This window comes from Xanthomonas sp. AM6, assembly GCF_025665335.1.
In the GTDB taxonomy this organism is placed as follows: Bacteria; Pseudomonadota; Gammaproteobacteria; order Xanthomonadales; family Xanthomonadaceae; genus Xanthomonas_A.
The window spans coordinates 1792714-1812086 of record NZ_CP106869.1; the positions used below are offsets into that span (position 1 = coordinate 1792714).

A 19373-nucleotide genomic window follows, 5' to 3' on the forward strand; every position below is an offset into this window, starting at 1 on the left:
CCGAAGCGGCGCGCGGAATCTGCCGCGGGCCGCGGCTCAGGCCAGGGTGTCGCGGAACGAGCGCGCGGTGACGCGGTTGCGGCCGCCGTGCTTGGAGCTGTACAGCATGTCGTCGGCGGCCTGCAGCAGTTCCTGCGCGGTGCTGAAGCGCTCGCGCCCGCCCTGGGTGGCGATGCCGGCGGAGAAGCTGATGTGCAGCGGCCCGCCCTTCACCTCGGCCATCGGCCGCTGCACGATGTCGGTGAGGATGCGCCGGATCACGTTCAGCGCGGCTTCCTCGCTGGTGTTGGGCAGCAGCACCAGGAATTCCTCGCCGCCGAAGCGGGCCACGGTGTCGCTGCTGCGCAACAGCGGCTGCAGGGCCTGCGCGAACGCGCGCAGCACCTGGTCGCCGATCAGGTGGCCGTGGGCGTCGTTGATCTTCTTGAAGTCGTCCAGGTCGATGAAGGCGACCGACAGCGGCCAGTCGTGGCGCGTGGCCAGGTCGAACTGCTGGGCGAGCAGCACCTCCAGCTGGTGCCGGTTGTAGACCCCGGTCAGCGCGTCGCGGCTGGCCTGCTCGGCCAGGCGCCGCGCCCGGTGTTCCGATTCGTCGGCCTGGTGCCGCGCCTGGGTGGCTTCCTGGATCTCGCGCAGGTTGCGCAGCACCATCAGTTCGCGGGCATGGCTGATGATCGCGTCGATCCGCTCCGGCTGGGCGATGCGCACATCGAAGATCGGGCCGATTTCCGGCAGCGCCGCGGCCACGCCGGCGATCACCTCGTCGAAGCGGCGGCTGTCCAGCTGCAGGTCGCGGTAGGCGCGCGCCATCGCCAGGTCGCGCGCGGCGTCGGGGTCGGCGGCCAGCCAGATGTCGGCGATGCTGGCCGACAGCAGCACGCAGCGGCCGAAGGTGTCCGTCGCCGGCTCGGCGCCGGCGCTGCGGCCGATGCTGCGCTGCAGGTAGTCGGGCAGTTTCCACTTGCGCGCCAGCCAGGCGCCGACCTCGGCGTGGTCGCAGCCCAGCCGTTCGCGCTCCAGCGCGGCCAGGGCCTCGCCGGCGCTGTCGCCGGCCTCGCGCAGCAGCGGCGCGTACTCGCCGTGGCACACGTGCAGCAGCGCCAGCGCGCCCATGTCCTGCAGCAGCCCGGCCAGCATCAGTTCCTCGTGCTTGCGCAGGCCCATGGCCTGGCCGAGCATGCGGCTGGCCAGCGCCGACAGCACGCTGCGCCGCCAGATCCGTTCCTGCAGGTCGCTGGAGGCGGTGCCGTCGCGCAGGCTCTGCACCATCGAAAAGCCCAGCGCCAGGCTCAGCGCGGCATTGAGCCCGAGCATGGTCAGCGCCTGGCCGAGGTTGTCGATGCGGCGCCGGCTGGCGTACAGCGGCGAGTTGGCGATGCGCAGCATGCGCGCGCTCAGCGCCATGTCCATCGCGATGGTGTCGGCGGTGGTGGCGAGATCGACGTCCGGATCCTGGGCCAGGTCGATGATGCGCAGCGCAATCCCGGGCGGCGAGGGCAGGTTGCGGGAGTGAGCCAGGATGGCTTCGAGTTCAGGGCGCATGCGGTTCCGCGTGAAGTGTGATCGGGGCAACGATATGTCCCCCCCGCGCAGCGTACCACCGGCAAAAAAAAAGCCGCGACAATGCGCGGCTTTTTTGTCCCCGGGACGGCGGACTCAGGCCAGGCCGGCCTGCTTCATCACTTCGGCGGCGTAGTCTTCCACCACCTTCTCGATGCCTTCGCCCACGGCCAGGCGCTGGAAACCGACCACGTCGGCGCCGGCGGCCTTGACCGCCTGCTCCACGCTCTGGTCGGTGTTCAGCACGTAGGGCTGGCCGTACAGGGTGACTTCGTTGACGATCTTGGCGATCTTGCCGCTGATGATCTTCTCCAGGATGTCGGCCGGCTTGGCCTTGTCCTTTTCCGACATCTTGGCCAGCTCGATCTCCTTTTCCTTGGCCACGAACTCGGCCGGGACGTCGGACGCCTTCACGTGCGGCGGGTTCATCGCCGCGATGTGCATGGCGATGCCGCGGGCCAGCTCGATGTCGCCGCCCTTGACCTCGACCAGCACGCCGATGCGGCCGCCGTGCACGTAGGCGGCGACGTTGTTGGCGCTGTCGATGCGCACCAGGCGGCGCACCTGCACGTTCTCGCCGACCTTGGCGATGACCGCGGCGCGGGCTTCCTCGACGGTCTCGCCGCTGGGCAGCTTGGCGCTCTTCAGCGCCTCGGCGTCGGCGGCGTCGGAGTTCAGCGCGGCCTGGACCACGGCTTCGGTGAAGGCCAGGAAGTTGTTGTCCTTGGCGACGAAGTCGGTCTCGGAGTTGATCTCCACCAGCACGGCCTTGCCGCCGTCCTGGGCCATGGCGATGCGGCCTTCGGCGGCGACTCGGTCGGCCTTCTTGTCGGCCTTGGCCAGGCCCGACTTGCGCAGCCACTCGGCGGCGTTGTCGATATGGCCGGCGTTCTCGGTGAGCGCCTTCTTGCATTCCATCATGCCGGCGCCGGTGCGCTCGCGCAGTTCCTTGACCAGGGAAGCAGTGATTTCCACGGGGTGACCTCACAAAAGGTGGGAAAGGGCCGGCTTGCGGCCGGCCGGGAATTCGGGGAGCGGGCGCTTGCGGCGCCCGCGAACCCGGGCGCGCAGCGCGCGCCGGGTGGCGACTGCGCATGTTCGCGCAGTCGCATGGCGCGCCGGTTACTCGGCGGCGGGGGCGGCTTCTTCGGCCTTCTTGCCGTTCTTGCGCGGGCCGCGGCCCTTGTCGTCGCCGGCGTCGCCGCCGAACTCTTCCTCGCGCACGCTGGCGGCGTTCGGCGCGGCGGCCTTGCCTTCCAGCACGGCGTCGGCGGCGGCGCGCGCGTACAGCTGCACGGCACGGATGGCGTCGTCGTTGCCCGGGATGGCGTAGTCCACCAGTTCCGGGTTGTAGTTGGTGTCGACCACCGCGATCACCGGGATGCCGAGCTTCTTGGCTTCCTTGATGGCGATGTCTTCATGGCCGATGTCGATGACGAACAGCGCGTCCGGCAGGCGGTTCATTTCCTTGATGCCGCCCAGCGAGGCCAGCAGCTTTTCGCGCTCGCGGCGCAGGGTCAGCACTTCGTGCTTGACCAGCTTGTCGAAGGTGCCGTCGGTTTCGGCCGCTTCCAGCTCCTTCAGACGCGCCACCGACTGCTTGACGGTGCGGAAGTTGGTCAGCGTGCCGCCCAGCCAGCGCTGGGTCATGAACGGCTGGCCGCAACGCTCGGCCTCTTCCTTCACCGAGTCGCGGGCGCTGCGCTTGGTGCCCAGGAACAGGATGGTGCCGCGCTTCTGCGCGACGCTGGAGATGAAGTTCATCGCGTCGTTGAACAGCGGAACCGTCTTCTCGAGGTTGATGATGTGGATCTTGCCGCGCGCGCCGAAGATGTACGGCGCCATCTTGGGGTTCCAGTAGCGGGTCTGGTGGCCGAAGTGGACGCCGGCTTCCAGCATCTGACGCATGGTGACCTGGGGCATTGCAGTGACTCCTGAGGGGGAACCGGCCGTGCGCGGGCGATTGGAGGTGAGTCCGCGCATGGACATGCAGGCCCTGGCGGGCTTGCACGACGATTCCGGGGTTGGGCCTCCCTGCGGCCTTACGTGACCGAACTCCTCGCGGAGCACCCCGGCACGGGCGATGGCAGCAGGTGTGAATTCGCCGGTGCGTCCGGCGTGGACGGTCCGCCGGCCCGGGCGGGCGCAACGAAGCAGCGGAACTATAGCCGGCCGCGGCCGCCGGCGCAAATGCGCCCGGGTGTGGGCGGCCGGGGCGATGCCGACCCGGCGCCGGTCGGGGCGTCCGGCGCCGATGGGCCGGTGGCCGGGGCCGTCGCCCGGCGGCAAAAACGGCCCCACGCCGCATCGGCGCGTTCAGGAAAGCCGCGGATGAGCGATAATGGCGGGCATGACCGTCAATCTGAAAACCCCCCAGGACATCGAGAAGATGCGCATCGCCGGCCGCCTGGCCGCCGAGGTGCTCGACATGATCGGGCCGCACGTGAAGCCCGGCGTGACCACCGCCGAGCTGGACCGGCTGTGCCACGACCACATCGTCAACGTGCAGCAGGTGGTGCCGGCCAACGTCGGCTACCGCGGCTACCCGAAGACGGTGTGCAGCTCGGTCAACAACGTGATCTGCCACGGCATCCCCAGCGACAGCAAGGTGCTCAAGGACGGCGACATCGTCAACATCGACGTCACCGTGATCAAGGACGGCTGGCATGGCGACACCAGCCGCATGTACTACGTCGGCACCCCGTCGGTGATGGCGCGGCGCCTGGTCGAGGCGACCTACGAGGCGATGTGGCGCGGCATCCGCGCGGTGCGGCCGGGCGCCACCCTCGGCGACGTCGGCCATGCGATCCAGCAGTACGCCGAGGGCGAGCGCTTCAGCGTGGTGCGCGAGTACTGCGGCCACGGCATCGGCAAGGTCTACCACGACGAGCCGCAGGTGCTGCACTACGGCCGTCCCGGCGAAGGCCTGGTGCTCAAGCCGGGCATGACCTTCACCATCGAGCCGATGATCAACGAAGGCTCGCGCTTCACCCGCGTGCTGCCCGACGGCTGGACCGTGGTGACCAAGGACCGCAAGCTGTCGGCGCAGTGGGAGCACATGATCGCGGTCACCGAGGACGGCGTGGACGTGCTGACCCTGTCGCCCGGCGGCCTCGGCGAACCGTGAGCCTGCTGCCGGCCGGGACCGATGCCGGCATGCCCGATGCGGCCGCCGACGATGCGGACTGGGCCGCGGCGGCCCGGCAGCTGCTGGCCCAGGCCGATGCGCGGCTGAACAAGCGCTTCGACCAGGGCGACGACATCGACCGCCTGCTGGCGCTGCGCGCGCGCGCGCTGGACCAGTTGATCCGGCACGCCTGGAGTCGCTGCCTGCCGCGCGACGCCGGGCTGGCGCTGTACGCGGTCGGCGGCTACGGCCGCGGCGAACTGTTCCCGCGTTCAGACATCGACCTGCTGATCCTCGGCGAGGCCGACCGCCAGCGCGACCACGAACAGGGGTTGGCGCGGCTGTTCGCGCTGCTCTGGCACGCCGGCGTGCCGGTCAGCCACGCGGTGCGCTCGGCCGCGGAATGCACCGCCGCCTGCGCCGACCAGACCGTGCTGACCGCGCTGATCGAGGCGCGCCCGCTGCTGGCCGACGCCGCCGCCCGCGCCGCGCTGGCCGCGGCGATCGCGCCGCAGCAGGTGTGGCCGCCGCGCGCGTTCTTCCTGGCCAAGCGCGAGGAACTGCAGACCCGCCACCAGCGCTTCGGCGACACCGCCGACAACCTGGAACCGGACATCAAGGACGGCCCGGGCGGGCTGCGCGACCTGCATACGCTGGGCTGGATGGCGCTGCGCGCGTTCGGCGTGCGCGACCTGGAGGCGCTGATCGGGCTCGGCCACGTCGGCGGCGACGAGGCCGCGGCGCTGCGCCGCGAGCGCCGCGAACTGGCGCGGCTGCGCTACGGGCTGCACCTGGTCGCCAACCGCCCGGAGGAGCGCCTGCGCTTCGACTACCAGAAGACCCTGGCGCAGCGGCTGGGCTTCTCCGACGACGCCGAGAGCCTGGGCGTGGAGAAGATGATGCAGCGCTTCTACCGCAGCGCGGCGATCGTGCGCCGGCTCAGCGACCGGCTGCTGCAGCGCTTCGAGGAGCAGTTCGACGGCGAGGCGCAGCCGCAGCCGCTGGGCGGCGGCTTCTCGCTGCGCCGCGGCTACCTGGCCGCCGACGCCGACGCCGCGGCCTGGCCGCAGGACGACCCGGTGCAGGTGTTCGCGCTGTTCGCGACCTGGGCCGCGCACGGCGAGGTGCGCGGGCTGCATTCGCTGACCGCGCGCGCGCTGGCCGAGGCATTGCCGCGGCTGCCCGCCTATGCCGATGCCGGCGCGCTGGCGCGCGAGCGCTTCCTGGGCCTGCTGCGCGGCCCGCGCGCGGTGCAGACGCTGACCCGGATGGCGCGGCTGGGCGTGCTCGGGCAATGGATCCCGGCGTTCGCGCAGGTCTCCGGGCGCATGCAGTTCGACCTGTTCCACGTGTACACGGTGGACCAGCACACGCTGATGGTGCTGAAGAACATCGCCGTGTTCGCCAGCGCCCGCGCCGACGACCGCTTCTCGATCGCGCACGAGGTGTGGCCGCGGCTGCGCAAGCCGGAACTGCTGCTGCTGGCCGGGCTGTTCCACGACATCGCCAAGGGCCGCGGCGGCGACCATTCCGAACTCGGCGCGGTCGACGCGCGCGCGTTCTGCGCCGGCCACGGGCTCAGCGCGGCCGATACCGAGCTGGTCGCGTGGCTGGTCGAGCAGCACCTGCGGATGTCGGTGACCGCGCAGAAGCAGGACATCTCCGACCCGGACGTGATCCACCGCTTCGCCACCCTGGTCGGCGACCGCGAGCGCCTGGACTACCTGTACCTGCTGACTTGCGCCGACATCGCCGGCACCAGTCCCAAGCTGTGGAACGCGTGGAAGGACCGGTTGCTGGCCGACCTGTACTTCGCCGCGCGGCGCGCGCTGCGCGAGGGCCTGGAGCATCCGCTGCCGGTCGCCGAGCGGGTGCAGGAGGCGCGCGAGGCCACGCGCGCGCTGATGCACATCCAGGGCCACGACGACGCCGTTATCGACCGCCAGTTCGCCGGCATGCCGGACGAGAGCTTCCTGCGCTTCCGCCCCGAACAGCTGGCCTGGCAGGCCAGTTCGCTGATGGAAGTGGAACTGGGCGGCACCCTGGTCAAGGTGCGCCCGGTCACGCCCGACGACGACGCGCTGGAAGTGTTCGTGTACTCGCCCGACCGCGACGGCCTGTTCGCCGCGATCGTGATGACCCTGGACCGGCGCGGCTACGGCATCCACCGCGCGCGCGTGCTCGACGCGCCGCACCAGGCGATCTTCGATACCTTCGAGGTGATGCCGGCCGACGCCTTCGCCAGCGGCGACCCCGCGCAGCTGGAAGCCGCGCTGCGCGAGGCGCTGGCCGGCGACCTGACCCGGCTGCGCCCGGCGCGGCGGGTGGTGCCGCGGCAGCTGCGGCACTTCCGCTTCGCGCCGCGCATCGAATTCCGCGAGAGCGTGGACGGCCGCCGCACCCGCCTGAGCCTGGTCGCGCCGGACCGCCCCGGGCTGCTGTCGAACGTGGCGCAGGTGCTGCGCCGCCAGCAGCTGCGCGTGCACGACGCGCGCATCGCCACCTTCGGCGAGCGCGCCGAGGACCTGTTCCAGATCACCGACGAGCACAACCAGCCGTTGCCCGAATCCTCCCGCCAGGCGCTGCATGCCGCATTGCAGGCCTGCCTGGACCCCGATACCCCGCCCGGAGAATCCCGCTGATGGCCACCAAGAAGCTTGCTGCCACCAAGAAGCCTGCCACCGCCAAGAAGCCCGCTGCCAAGCCCGCCGCCGGCAAGACCACCGCAAAGAAGGCCGTGGCCAAGAAGGCCGTCGCCACCGTCGCCGCCGCCAAGCCCGTCGCCGCGCCGAAACCGCCGGCCAGGCCGCTGCGCGCCAAGCCGGCCGCCGGCCCCAGCACCGACGAACTGAAGTTCACCATCGACAGCGCCTTCGAGCGCCGCGCCGCATTGACCCTGGACGAGATCGAAGGCTCGACCCGGCCGGTGGTCAACCGCGTCATCGACGGCCTGGAGCGCGGCGAGTTCCGCGTCGCCGAGCCGGACGGGCAGGGCGGCTGGAAGGTCAACGAATGGCTGAAGAAGGCGGTGCTGCTGTATTTCCGGGTCAATGAGATGGCCGTGGTCGAGGCGCAGCCGGCGCCGTTCTGGGACAAGGTCGAGTCGCGCTTCGCCGGCTACCACGAGGCCGAGTTCCGCAAGGCCGGCGTGCGCGTGGTGCCGGGCGCGATCGCGCGCCGCGGCAGCTACTTCGGCAAGGACGTGGTGCTGATGCCGAGTTTCACCAACATCGGCGCGTACGTGGGCGAGGGCACCATGGTCGACACCTGGGCCACGGTCGGTTCGTGCGCGCAGATCGGCAAGCATTGCCACCTGTCCGGCGGCGCCGGCATCGGCGGCGTGCTGGAACCGCTGCAGGCCAGCCCGACCATCATCGAGGACCACTGCTTCATCGGCGCGCGTTCGGAAGTGGTGGAAGGCGTGGTCATCGGCCACCACAGCGTGATCGGCATGGGCGTGTTCATCGGCCAGAGCACGCGCATCTACAACCGCGCCACCGGCGAGGTGTCCTACGGCTACGTGCCGCCGTACAGCGTGGTGGTGTCCGGCCAGCTGCCGTCCAAGGACGGCTCGCACTCGCTGTACTGCGCGGTGATCGTCAAGCAGGTCGACGCCAGGACCCGCAGCAAGACCAGCGTCAACGACCTGCTGCGCGGGCTGGCCGACTGAGGCCGGCAGGGCCGCTGCGCTGCCGAACGCGCGGTGGCCCGCATGGACGAACGATCGCGATGCCTGCGCATCGCGCAGCGCCCGCGTGGCGGGTGCGCCTGGTCCGTCACGGTTGCGCAAGCGCCCGTACATCGGCGGCCGGATAAGCTCCGGCGAGGTGTCGCGGCGGCGTCGCGGACCGGCCGGTTGTGCCGGGGATGCGCCGCACCCGCGCTGTTCGGCCCCGACAGGAGAACCGTATGCGAATGACGATGTGTTGCTGGTGGCTGGCGCCTGTGCTCGCGCTGTCCGGATGCGGCGCCGCGCCCGATCGGCAGGCGTCCTCCACCGCCGGGCGCGGCGTGGCGCCGCCTGCAACCGCGCCTGCGCCTGCGGCGACCGGCGAGACGGCCGCCGCGCCTTCGACGCCGGTTGCCGGGATGGCGGCGGACACGCCGCCGGCCGCGCCACTGTCCTGCGCCGCCGACCTCGGCGCCGCCGCCGCTGCCAAGCGGGTGGAGACCTGTGTGCAGGTGTCGCCGGCGACGCATCCGCCATGCAACGCGGCCAACAGCTGCGCCCAGATCGAGGACGAGATCGCGCGCAGTTGCGCGCTGTTCGACGGCGAGGGCGCGCCGATGGCGGGCTGCGGGCCGGCGCCCAAGAGTCCCGAGGCCGCCGCCGCCGTGGTGCAGCGCTACTACTCGGCGATCAACGCGCGCGACTACGACGTGGCATGGCGCCAGTGGGGCGAGGACGGACGCCCCGGCCAGACCCTGGCGGCGTTCGCGGCCGGCTTCGCGCGCACCCGCTCGACCAGGGTGACGATCGGCACGCTCGGGCCGGGCGATGCCGGCGCGGGGTCGCTCTACCAGCCGGTGCCGGTGACCGTGGAGGCGACGCTGGACGACGGTACGCGGCAGCGGTTCCAGGGCACCTACACCCTGCGCCGCGTCAACGGTGTGGACGGCGCTTCGGCCGAACAGTTGCGCTGGCATATCGGATCGGCCCAGCTCAAGGAAGTGCCGGCGGATTGATGCCGGCGGCGCCGTCGCCATGCGCCGCGGTGCGTCGGCCTTCGTGCAGGTGCCGTCGGCCACGCGTCGTATTCGCCGCTTCGGCGCGCCTGCACGATGAAGCCTGGGGCCTGCTGCGAAGCCTGGGGCCTGCTGCGGCGTCGCCCCGCGCGAACCGCTGCGCGGTTTGGTCGACGGGGTCGAATGCCCCATCGCATGCGCTTTGGGCTGCGTGACGCCCGTCTGCATGAGCACCGCGCCGGCGCGGCGGCCTGCATCGGGGGCCAAACCGTCCTACACTCGAACCACGACTTCAGCTCGAGGTGTCCCATGCGATGTGGCATGACGGCGGCAGGCGTGGCGTTGATGTCGGCGATGACGCTGGCGGCCGCGGCCACGTCGGTCGTGCGCGCCGGCAACCCGGTGTTTCCCGGCTGGTACGCGGATCCGGAAGCGGTGGTGTTCGACAAGACCTATTGGATCTACCCGACCACCTCGCGGCCCTACGCACAGCAGACCGGCTTCGATGCCTTCTCCTCGCCGGACCTGGTGCACTGGACCCGGCATGCCGACGTGCTGTCGCTGCCGTCCATCGCCTGGGCCAGGCAGGCGCTGTGGGCGCCGGCGGTGGTGCGCAAGGGCGACAAGTACTACTTCTTCTTCTCGGCCAACGACATCCAGAGCGACGCCGAGATCGGCGGGATCGGCGTGGCGGTGGCCGGCAGGCCGCAGGGGCCTTACCGCGACCTGCTGGGCAAGCCGCTGATCGGCAAGTTCCACAATGGCGCGCAGCCGATCGACCAGTTCGTGTTCGAAGACGACGACGGCAGCTGGTACATGATCTACGGCGGGTGGAAGCACGCCAACATCGTCAGGCTGAAGGACGACTTCACCGGCGTGGAGCCGATGGCCGACGGCACCGTGTTCAAGGAGATCACCCCGGCCCCGGAGTACGTGGAGGGCTCTCTGATGTTCAAGCGCGATGGCCGCTACTACTACATGTGGTCCGAGGGCGGCTGGGGCGGGCCGGACTACTCGGTCGCCTATGCGATCGCCGACGCGCCGACCGGGCCGTTCAAGCGCATCGGCAAGGTGCTGCAGCAGGATCCGGCGATCGCCACCGGCGCCGGCCACCATTCGGTGATCCGCGCGCCCGACGACGACAGCTGGTACATCGTCTACCATCGTCGCCCGCTGGGCGAGACGGACCGCAACCACCGGGTGACGTCGATCGACCGGCTGTACTTCGACGCGCAGGGCCATATCCTGCCGGTGAAGATCACCCATGAAGGCGTGCAGGCGCATCCGCTGCGCTGACCGCCGGCGCCGCGCCGCGCGCGGCCTACCCTGGAAACGCATATGAGCACCACGCTGTACGGACTGAAGAACTGCGACACCTGCAAGAAGGCGACCAAGTGGCTGGACCGTTTCGGCGTGGCCTACACGTTCGTCGACTACCGCGAGCACAAGCCCAGCCCCGAGACCCTGGTCGAGTGGGCCGACAAGGCCGGCGGCTTCGATGCGCTGGTCAACAAGTCCTCGACCACCTGGCGGCAACTGCCGGACAACAAGAAGACGCCGGGATCGCAGGCCGAATGGAAGCTGCTGCTGCGCGAGTACCCGCAGCTGATCCGGCGCCCGGTGGTGGTCGGCGACGACGGCACGCTGAGCCAGGGATTCTCGGACAACGGCTTCAAGCAACGCTTCGGCGTGGCGTGAACCGATGGCGCCGCTCTTGGCTCCCTGCAGGAGCGGCTTCAGCCGCGACCGCAGCGCCTGAATTCCTCGAAAGACGGGCCACGCGGTTGCCGGCCAGCACGGCGCACCGGACTTGCGCGGCACCACCAGACCTTGTCGCGGCTGAAGCCGCTCCTACAGTGGCCACAGACCCATGTCCGACGTCGTTGACCTCACCTGCGCACTGATCGCCCGCCCGTCGCTGACCCCGGACGACGCCGGCTGCCAGGACCTGATCGCGCAGCGGCTGGCGCGTGCCGGCTTCGCCATCGAGCGGCTGCGCTTCGGCCAGGTCGACAACCTGTGGGCCACGCACGGCAGCGGCGCGCCGGTGCTGGCGCTGCTCGGCCATACCGACGTGGTGCCGCCGGGGCCGCGCGAGGCCTGGAGCAGCGATCCGTTCGCGCCGCAGATCCGCGACGGCGTGCTGTACGGGCGCGGCGCGGCCGACATGAAGAGCGGGGTGGCCGCGTTCGTGGTCGCCGCCGAGCAGTTCGTCGCCGCGCACCCGGACCACCCCGGCACGCTGGCGCTGCTGCTGACCTCCGACGAGGAGGGCGACGCGCTGGACGGCGTGCGCAGGGTCGCCGAGACCTTCCGCGCGCGCGGCGAGCGCATCGACTGGTGCATCACCGGCGAGCCTTCCTCCAGCGAGCGGCTCGGCGACCTGCTGCGCGTCGGCCGCCGCGGCAGCCTGTCCGCCACGCTCGCGGTCAAGGGCGTGCAGGGCCACGTCGCCTATCCGCACAAGGCGCGCAATCCGATCCACCTGGCCGCGCCGGCGCTGGCCGAACTGGCCGCGCGGCAATGGGACGAGGGCTACGAGAGCTTCCCGCCGACCAGCCTGCAGATCTCCAACCTGCACGCCGGCACCGGCGCCAGCAACGTGATCCCCGGCGAGCTGCAGGCGGCCTTCAACCTGCGCTACAACCCGCACTGGGACGCACCGCGGCTGGAGGCGGAGATCGCCGCGCTGCTCGACCGCCACGGCCTGGACTACACGCTGCGCTGGCACCGCAGCGGCGAGCCGTTCTACACCCCGGAAGGGCGCCTGCGCAGCGTCGCGCGCGAGGTGCTGGGCGCGTTCGCCGGCGCGCCGCCGGAAGAGAGCACCGGCGGCGGCACGTCCGATGCGCGCTTCATCGCGCCGCTGGGCGCGCAGTGCATCGAGGTCGGCCCGGTCAACGCCAGCATCCACCAGGTGGACGAGCACGTGCGCGTCGCCGACCTGGAGGCGCTGCCGGCGCTGTACCTGCGCCTGGTCGAACGGTTGCTGGCGTAACAGTTGCGCCCGCCGGCCGGGCGGGTTACGTTCGCCGCATGACCTCGTCCTCCGCCCTCCGCCCGATCCACGCCAACGGCCGCAATCATGCGCTGGCGAATAATCGTGCGCGGCCGATGCGGGTCTGCGACTAGGCGCTACCGGAAACACCACGCCCAGCCACCAGAAAACCCGCATCGGCCGATGCGGGTTTTTTTATGCCTGCGCGTGGATGGATGAATCCACAGGAGCCCGCCTTCCATGGCGGACGACTCAACTACAACCAACCCCCACGACCAGGAGCTTTTCATGTGTTCGATCTTCGGCATCTTCGGCCTGCAACCGGGCGACGACCTGCAGGCGCTGCGCCGGCAGTCGCTGGACTGCTCGCAGCGGCAGCGCCACCGCGGCCCGGACTGGAGCGGCGTGTATGCCGACGACGGCGCGATCCTGGTGCATGAGCGCCTGGCCATCGTCGATCCGGCCGGCGGCTCGCAACCGTTGCTGTCCGAAGACGGCCAGCTGGCGCTGGCGGTCAACGGCGAGATCTACAACCACCGCGAACTGAAGAAGCAGCTGGCCCAGCCCTACGCCTTCCAGACCGGCTCGGACTGCGAGGTGATCAACGCGCTGTACCGCGAGGAGCAACCGGCCGCGCTGCTCAACCGGCTCAACGGCATCTTCGCCTTCGCGCTGTGGGACAAGGCCGCCGGGCGCGCGCTGATCGCGCGCGATCCGATGGGGGTGTGCCCGCTGTACTGGGGCCACGACCAGCAGGGTCGGCTGCGCGTGGCCTCGGAGATGAAGTCGCTGGCCGACAGCTGCGCCGACGTGGCCCAGTTCCCGCCCGGCCACTACTACGACAGCGCCAGCGGCGAGCTGGTGCGGTACTACCGCAAGCCCTGGCGCGACTACGACGCGGTGCAGGGCGTGGAGGTGAGCAAGCAGGAGCTGCGCGAGGCCTTCGAGCGCGCGGTGCACCGCCAGCTGATGACCGACGTGCCGTACGGCGTGCTGCTGTCCGGTGGGCTGGATTCGTCGCTGGTCGCGGCGGTGGCGGCGCGCTTCGCGCGCAAGCGCATCGAGGACAACGACGAGGCCGAGGCCTGGTGGCCGCGCCTGCACTCGTTCGCGATCGGCCTGAAGGGCTCGCCGGACCTGGCCGCCGCGGCGATCGCCGCCGAGTCGCTGGGCACCGTGCACCACGGCTTCGAGTACACCTTCGAGGAAGGCCTGGATGCGCTGCCGGAAGTGATCCGGCACATCGAGACCTACGACGTGACCACCATCCGCGCATCCACGCCGATGTTCCTGCTGGCGCGGCGGATCAAGGCGATGGGGGTGAAGATGGTGCTGTCGGGCGAGGGCAGCGACGAGATCTTCGGCGGCTACCTGTACTTCCACAAGGCGCCGAACGCGCGCGAGTTCCACGAGGAGCTGATCCGCAAGCTCGACGCGCTGTACAACTACGACTGCCTGCGCGCCAACAAGTCGATGATGGCCTGGGGCGTGGAGCCGCGCGTGCCGTTCCTGGACGTGGAATTCCTGGACGTGGCGATGCGCATGGACGCGCAGCACAAGATGATCGACAGGACCAGCGACGGTGCGGTGCGCATGGAGAAAGGCGTGCTGCGCGCGGCGTTCGAGGGCTATCTGCCCGAGTCGATCCTGTGGCGGCAGAAGGAGCAGTTCAGCGACGGCGTCGGCTACGGCTGGATCGACGGACTGAAGGCGCATGCCGAGGCCCAGGTCAGCGACCGCGAACTGGCCGCGGCCGACAAGCGCTTCCCGGTCAACCCGCCGCAGACCAAGGAAGGCTACTACTACCGCACGCTGTTCGAGCGCACGTTCCCCACCCCGGCGGCGGCCGAGACCGTGCCCGGCGGCAAGTCGATCGCCTGTTCCTCGCCGGCGGCGATCGCCTGGGACGCGAGCTTCGCGACGATGGCCGATCCGTCCGGGCGCGCGGTGGCCGGCGTGCACGCGCAGGCCTTGGCCTCGTGAACTGAGAGCGGCGATGGCGGGGGCCGCGCGCGCCGGAGCCTGGGCGGCGGCGGCCGGCGGAGTCGCTGCATGGGGCACCTGCGCAGCCGCGCCGCAACGATGCGATGTGGTGGGGCGGCGGACCGCCGCTTCGCCTCGCTGCCGCCGGCTTTTTTGTGGTGCGCTTTTCGAGTCCCGAGTCCCGAGTTCTGGCTTTAACGAGTCCCGAGCCCGAGTCCGCGGACGCTCAGGCGATGGCGGCCGCGTCGCCGCTGCCGCCGAGATGGATGCGTCCCTTGCCTTCGCGCTTGGCCGTGTACAGCGCCTGGTCGGCGCGCTTGAGCAGGTCCGTCACGTCGCCGCCGGCGCCCAGCCGCGCGGCGCCGGCGCTGAACGCGAATTCCACGCCTTCCACGCGCAGGCTGCGGACCCGGTCCAGCAGCCGTTGCAGCAGCGCGTGGACCTGCGCATCGCCCATGTTCTCGAACAGCACGCCGAATTCCTCGCCGCCGAGCCGGCCGATCTTGCAGCGCGCGCCCAGCCCGGCCAGTTCGGCGGCCAGCGCCAGCAGCACCGCATCGCCGACGTTGTGGCCATGGGTGTCGTTGACCTGCTTGAAGTCGTCGATGTCCAGCATCGCGAAATGCAGCGTGCCGTGCCCGCGCGCCGTCGCCGCCCGCAACTGGGTCATCAGCGCGCGCCGGTTGGCGATGCCGGTCAGCGCATCGGTCTCGGCCAGGCGCCGGTAGTCTTCCTTCAGTGCATAGGCGGTGCGCATGGCGCCGACGAACATGCGGTTGAGCGCGACACCGAGCAGCGCGACCACGGTCAACAGGATCGCCAGCAGCGGAAGATCGCCGGCCCCCGGCACCAGCCATGGCTGTCCGCCGAACATGATCGCCCAGGTGCAGGCCATGGCCAGCAGGTAGTCGCGCGAGAGCGAGAACAGCAGGCTGACGCCCAGGCAGATGGTGATCGCCACCGGCAGCACCCAGAACAGCCCGTTTTCGCCCATGGCGTGGAGTTCCACCCGGAACGCGGTGGTCAGCGCGATCACGAACAGGAAGCCGCTCTGCCGCCATTGCCAGAACCGCTTGGCCAGGCTCATGTTCGCCGAGGTGATGAGCAGCGCGACGAACACCAGCGCATAGCGGGCGTCGAGCGGATGTTGCAAATGCGGGTTGCACAGCACCGAGGCCGGCCACGCCACCAGGGTCAGCGCCTGGATGGCCATGATGGAACTGCCGAGCATGCGCCGGATGTGGTTCTGGTACGTCTCGTCGCCGTGGGCGCCTGCCGCGGCGTGGTCGTGGTCTGCAGGGGACAGGCCATCTGGCTGCATGCGTGATGCCTCGATTGCCCTGGATCGCGGGCCGACTATCGGCGTGGCCCGGCGCTGCAGGCGCGCCGCCGCGCGCGCCGCGCCGGCGGCCTGACGCCGGGCAGCCGCAGCGGAGCGTGCATCGTCGCGCCCGTGGCGGCCATCGCGTTGCGCCGCGCCTTACTCAAAGCGCATGCAGCGCCCGTAGCGCTCGGGCTGGATGTCCACGCCGGAGGCGTCGGCCTGGTTGTTCTTGCGCCACAGGTTCTGGCGGAAGTCCGGGCCGCTGCAGTTGGCGGCGCGGTCCACGCCGATCGTGTAGGTGTAGGGATTGTCCTTGAAGGTGTTGTTCTCGAAGGTGTTGTCCTGGCTCATGCTGTTGTCCCAGCACAGGATCTCCGGGGTGCGCTGGCGGATCGAGCAGGCCAGGTAGATGCCGGCGCCCTTGTTGCCGGTGAACTGGTTGCCGGCGAACAGGTTGCGCCGCGCGTCGGCCAGGTACACGCCCTGGCTGCCGTTGCGCTCCAGGCGGTTGTTGCGGATCTCGCTGTCTTCCAGATGCTCGGTGGTGATGCCGGCGGCGACGTTGTCGTGGATGTAGTTGTCGACCAGCCTGACCTTGGCGGTGCGGTTGAACGAGACCCCGTCCCAGATCGCGCCGGACACGTCGTTGCGCTCGATCAGCAGGTCGCGGCTGTCGTACTCGCTGAGCAGGCAGGCGCTGCGGCACTTGCTCACGCGCAGCCCGGACAGGCGGATGTTCTGGCCGGCGCGCACCACCACCAGGCTGTTGCTCAGGTAGGGGCGCTCGGGCATGAACTCCTTCTCGGCGCTGCCGCCGACGATCTGCAACTGCTCGACGACGACGTCGCGGATCGGCCGCTGCGGGCGCTCGTTCTGGTAATCGCCGAGCACGATGACCGGCTGCTGCACGCCGTCCTGCATGCGCAGCACCGTGGCATCGCCCTGGCCGCGCAGGCGCAGGCCGTCGCGCTGGATCGACAGCAACTTGGTCACGTGGAAGTCGCCGGCGGTCAGGCACACGGTGGCCGGCTTGCCGTCGTTGGGCACGCGGTCGACCGCGGCCTGCAGGTCGTCGCCCGGTTCGGCGCGCACGCTGCAGTCGGTGGCGGCGGGCGCAGGCGCGGCCGCCGTGGCGCAGCCGCTCGACAGGCAGGTGGCGAGCGGCAACAGCAGGGCGAGCAGGGGACGAAGAGTCATCGGGTTACGGGCTCCGCTTGGGGGGAGGAGGAGACGGGCGTTTCGCTTGCGGGCGCCGCGCGGCGCCCGGGCAGGCCATGCGACGCGGTACGCGGGTGGCGCCGCAATCGTTCATTGTCGCGCAGGGGGTCGTAATGTCAGCGTGTAGCGCGCCGGACCGGGCAGGAACGGCGTCGCCCGGCCCTGCACCCAGGCCTCGTGGCCGGCGCCCCAGAACGGCGACAGCGGATGCTCGCTCTGGCCGCCGGGCATGTGCGCGATGCCGTCGGCCTCGTGGCCCGGCGCCACCACCATGCGCTCGGAGGCGCCGAAGTCCGGACGCTGCACCCGCGGCATGTCGTTGTCGCCGGCCAGCGGCTCGGCCGGCATGCACAGCCAGTGCTTCAGCAATCCAGGCAGCGAGCGCGCCAGCGGATGGCACACCGCGGCGGTGTTCTCCTCTCCCCAGTGGCGCTGTGCCAGCGGCGCGTCCTGCCCGGGCTGGTCGCGGACCTCGGCCGCGGCGTCTTCCAGCAACGCCTGCCAGCTGGCGTAGCGGCGCGGCAGCAGGTGCGGCGGTTGCTGCTGCAGCAGCGGCCAGGCCACCGCTTCCAACTGCGGCAGCGGCGGCATCGCGTAGTCGGCGCCCAGTTCGGCGCGGGCCGGGGCGGCCAGGCCGTCGCGGATCCGGGTCAGCAACGCCAGGCGCCAGGCGCGCACCAGCCGGTAGCTCACCGAATCGGTGCTGGCGCGGCCCTCCCAGTGCTTGCTGGCCTGCGCCAGCGCGTGCAATGCGGGCGTGGCGCCGCCGCCGTCGCGTTGCTGCAGCAGCGCCCACCAGCGTTGCAGCAGCAGCGCGCGGTCGTCGAGCTGGATCGCCAGCAACTGGCGTTCGTCCAGCTGCGGATGCAGCCGCAGGTCGTCGCGGATCTGCCGCGCGCGCGCGCCCAGCGCATAGCCGCCATCGCCGAGCAGCGCCAGTTCCTCGCCGCCGACCACGCGTGCGTTGGCGGTCCACAGCTGTCCGTCGGCAGGGTCGATCCGCTGCGGCGAATGTCCGGTGGAGAGCGGCCAGGGCGCGCAGCGCTGCGCCGCCGGCACGCGCGCGCTGACGTCGTGGACCAGCGCATCGCTGGCGCAGCCCGAGCCGCGCAACGGCAGCGCGCCGAGCACGCGCCAGCCGATATGCCCGGCGCTGTCGGCCAGCACCATGTTCTGCGCCGGGGTGGCGATGTGCTGGGCGCTGGCAAAGGCGCCGGCCAGGGAATCGGCGCGGGCCAGGTCGGCCAGGCCCAGGTTCAGTGCGCCGTGCAATTGCGCCACCCAGCGTTGCGCCAGCGCGGTGCCGTCAGGCTCGTGCTGCAGGATCGGGCCGTAGACGGTGTCTTCCACGTCCAGCGCGACGTCGGCGCCGCCGGCCACCTTGATCCGTTCGCGGTGGCGGACGACCGCGGTGCAGCCGGGCTGCGGCGTGGCCGTGCACGGCGTCAGGCGGTACCAGTCGCTGGTGTCGATGTAGCTGTTGGTGAAGCCCCAGGCGACGTGGCCGTTGCTGCCGACGATCACCGCCGGCAGGCCCGGCAGCGAGAACCCGCTGACGTCCACGCGCCCGCCCGGCGCCTGCGCATCGGCGTAGCGCAGCCGCACCCGGAACCAGATGCTGGGCGCGCCCAGTTGCAGGTGCATGTCGTTGGCGACGATGGCGCGGCCGTCGGCGCTGCGGCTGCCGGCGATGGCCCAGTTGTTGCTGCCGGGCGCGGCGTGGTCGGCGGTGCCGCCGTCGGCGGCGGCGCCGGGCAGGGTGCGCAGGTCGACCTGGCTGGCGTCGGGCAGCGCGGCGTCGCCGCGGGCCGGGGCGTCCAGGGCCGCGTCCCAGCTGCTGCCGTCGTGGCGCAGCAGCGCGAACAGCGGCGCCGGCAGGTGCTGCTGCAGCCGGTACAGCGACAGTTCGCGGTCGCCCTGGCGGCCCTGCAGGTCGAAATACATCGCATCGCCGGCCAGCACCGAATCCACCGGCTGCCAGTCGCGCGGGGCCTGGAACAGCAGCAGGTACGGCCACGGCCGCACCCGCAGCGCGTGCAGGCCGCGATTGACCCCGGCGCTGTAGGCCTGCAAGGCCGCGGCATGGCTGCCGCCGAAGCTGGCGAGTTGTGTGCCGGCGCGCGTGCGCAGGCGCTGCAGGCGGCGCTGCTTGTCCACCCCGAGCGCGGCGCGGCCGACCAGGTCGGACAGTTCGCCTGCGGCCGCGCGGCGCATCAGGTCCATCTGGAAATAGCGTTCCTGCGCATGCACGTAGCCGAGCGCACGCATCGCATCGGCCTCGTTGCCGGCGTCGATGGTGACCACGCCCAGGGCGTCACGCTGGATCGTCACTGGCGCCGCCAACCCGTCCAGATCGGCCTGGCCGTCGAGCCTGGCCAGGCTGCCGCGCAACAGCAGCCACACCAGCAGCGCCAGGCCCAGCGCCAGCACCGCCAGCCACAACATCCCTTGTTTCCACCTGCTCCGCATCCACGCAT

Annotated in this window: 14 protein-coding genes; 8 read left to right on the forward strand and 6 right to left on the reverse strand. The window is 71.0% G+C overall.

Features of this window, described 5'->3' with window-relative positions; genetic code table 11:
• Positions 1-36: 36 nt before the first annotated feature.
• From OCJ37_RS07415 to rpsB, 3 genes are all read right to left on the reverse strand, one after another.
• The gene (locus OCJ37_RS07415; protein WP_263113026.1) at positions 37-1542 is read right to left on the reverse strand and encodes a sensor domain-containing diguanylate cyclase; all 1506 of its coding nucleotides are present in this window, start codon (positions 1540-1542) and stop codon (positions 37-39) included.
• Positions 1543-1656: 114 nt separating this feature from the next.
• The gene (tsf, locus tag OCJ37_RS07420) at positions 1657-2535 is read right to left on the reverse strand and encodes a translation elongation factor Ts (protein ID WP_263113027.1); all 879 of its coding nucleotides are present in this window, start codon (positions 2533-2535) and stop codon (positions 1657-1659) included.
• 147 nt (positions 2536-2682) lie between these two features.
• A complete protein-coding gene (gene rpsB, locus OCJ37_RS07425) occupies positions 2683-3483 on the reverse strand; it encodes a 30S ribosomal protein S2 (RefSeq protein WP_263113028.1) in 801 nt (266 codons plus the stop codon).
• Between the two features lie 427 nt (positions 3484-3910).
• Between rpsB and map the strand changes: the two genes are divergently transcribed.
• The 8 genes from map (at position 3911) to asnB (ending at position 14354) form a co-directional block, all read left to right on the forward strand.
• Positions 3911-4687 (forward strand): type I methionyl aminopeptidase, encoded by a 777-nt coding sequence (gene map, locus OCJ37_RS07430; RefSeq protein ID WP_263113029.1) that lies wholly within the window; start codon positions 3911-3913, stop codon positions 4685-4687.
• A 29-nt stretch (positions 4688-4716) separates the two neighbouring features.
• Entirely contained in the window at positions 4717-7329 is a 2613-nt protein-coding gene (locus OCJ37_RS07435; RefSeq protein WP_263113616.1) for a [protein-PII] uridylyltransferase, read from the forward strand.
• Positions 7329-8357 carry a 2,3,4,5-tetrahydropyridine-2,6-dicarboxylate N-succinyltransferase gene (gene dapD / locus OCJ37_RS07440; protein WP_263113030.1) on the forward strand — a complete coding sequence of 343 codons (1029 nt, stop codon included), beginning with the start codon at positions 7329-7331 and terminating at the stop codon, positions 8355-8357. Before OCJ37_RS07435 ends, dapD begins: the two co-directional genes overlap by 1 nt.
• A gap of 197 nt (positions 8358-8554) precedes the next feature.
• A complete protein-coding gene (locus OCJ37_RS07445) occupies positions 8555-9373 on the forward strand; it encodes a hypothetical protein (protein WP_263113031.1) in 819 nt (272 codons plus the stop codon).
• 321 nt (positions 9374-9694) lie between these two features.
• The gene (locus OCJ37_RS07450; RefSeq protein WP_263113032.1) at positions 9695-10669 is read left to right on the forward strand and encodes a glycoside hydrolase family 43 protein; all 975 of its coding nucleotides are present in this window, start codon (positions 9695-9697) and stop codon (positions 10667-10669) included.
• 42 nt (positions 10670-10711) lie between these two features.
• A complete protein-coding gene (locus OCJ37_RS07455) occupies positions 10712-11071 on the forward strand; it encodes an arsenate reductase (protein ID WP_263113033.1) in 360 nt (119 codons plus the stop codon).
• Positions 11072-11243: 172 nt separating this feature from the next.
• Complete coding sequence (dapE, locus tag OCJ37_RS07460; RefSeq protein WP_263113034.1) at positions 11244-12371, forward strand: succinyl-diaminopimelate desuccinylase; 1128 nt, start codon at positions 11244-11246, stop codon at positions 12369-12371.
• Between the two features lie 288 nt (positions 12372-12659).
• Positions 12660-14354 carry an asparagine synthase B gene (gene asnB, locus OCJ37_RS07465; protein WP_263113035.1) on the forward strand — a complete coding sequence of 565 codons (1695 nt, stop codon included), beginning with the start codon at positions 12660-12662 and terminating at the stop codon, positions 14352-14354.
• A 226-nt stretch (positions 14355-14580) separates the two neighbouring features.
• Here the strand turns inward: asnB and OCJ37_RS07470 are convergent, their stop codons facing one another.
• From OCJ37_RS07470 to OCJ37_RS07480, 3 genes are all read right to left on the reverse strand, one after another.
• Positions 14581-15675: a GGDEF domain-containing protein gene (locus OCJ37_RS07470; RefSeq protein ID WP_263113036.1), complete on the reverse strand. Its 1095-nt coding sequence runs from the start codon at positions 15673-15675 to the stop codon at positions 14581-14583.
• A 159-nt stretch (positions 15676-15834) separates the two neighbouring features.
• A complete protein-coding gene (locus OCJ37_RS07475) occupies positions 15835-16875 on the reverse strand; it encodes a right-handed parallel beta-helix repeat-containing protein (RefSeq protein WP_263113037.1) in 1041 nt (346 codons plus the stop codon).
• 111 nt (positions 16876-16986) lie between these two features.
• Positions 16987-19365: a penicillin acylase family protein gene (locus OCJ37_RS07480; RefSeq protein ID WP_263113038.1), complete on the reverse strand. Its 2379-nt coding sequence runs from the start codon at positions 19363-19365 to the stop codon at positions 16987-16989.
• Positions 19366-19373: the final 8 nt, after the last annotated feature.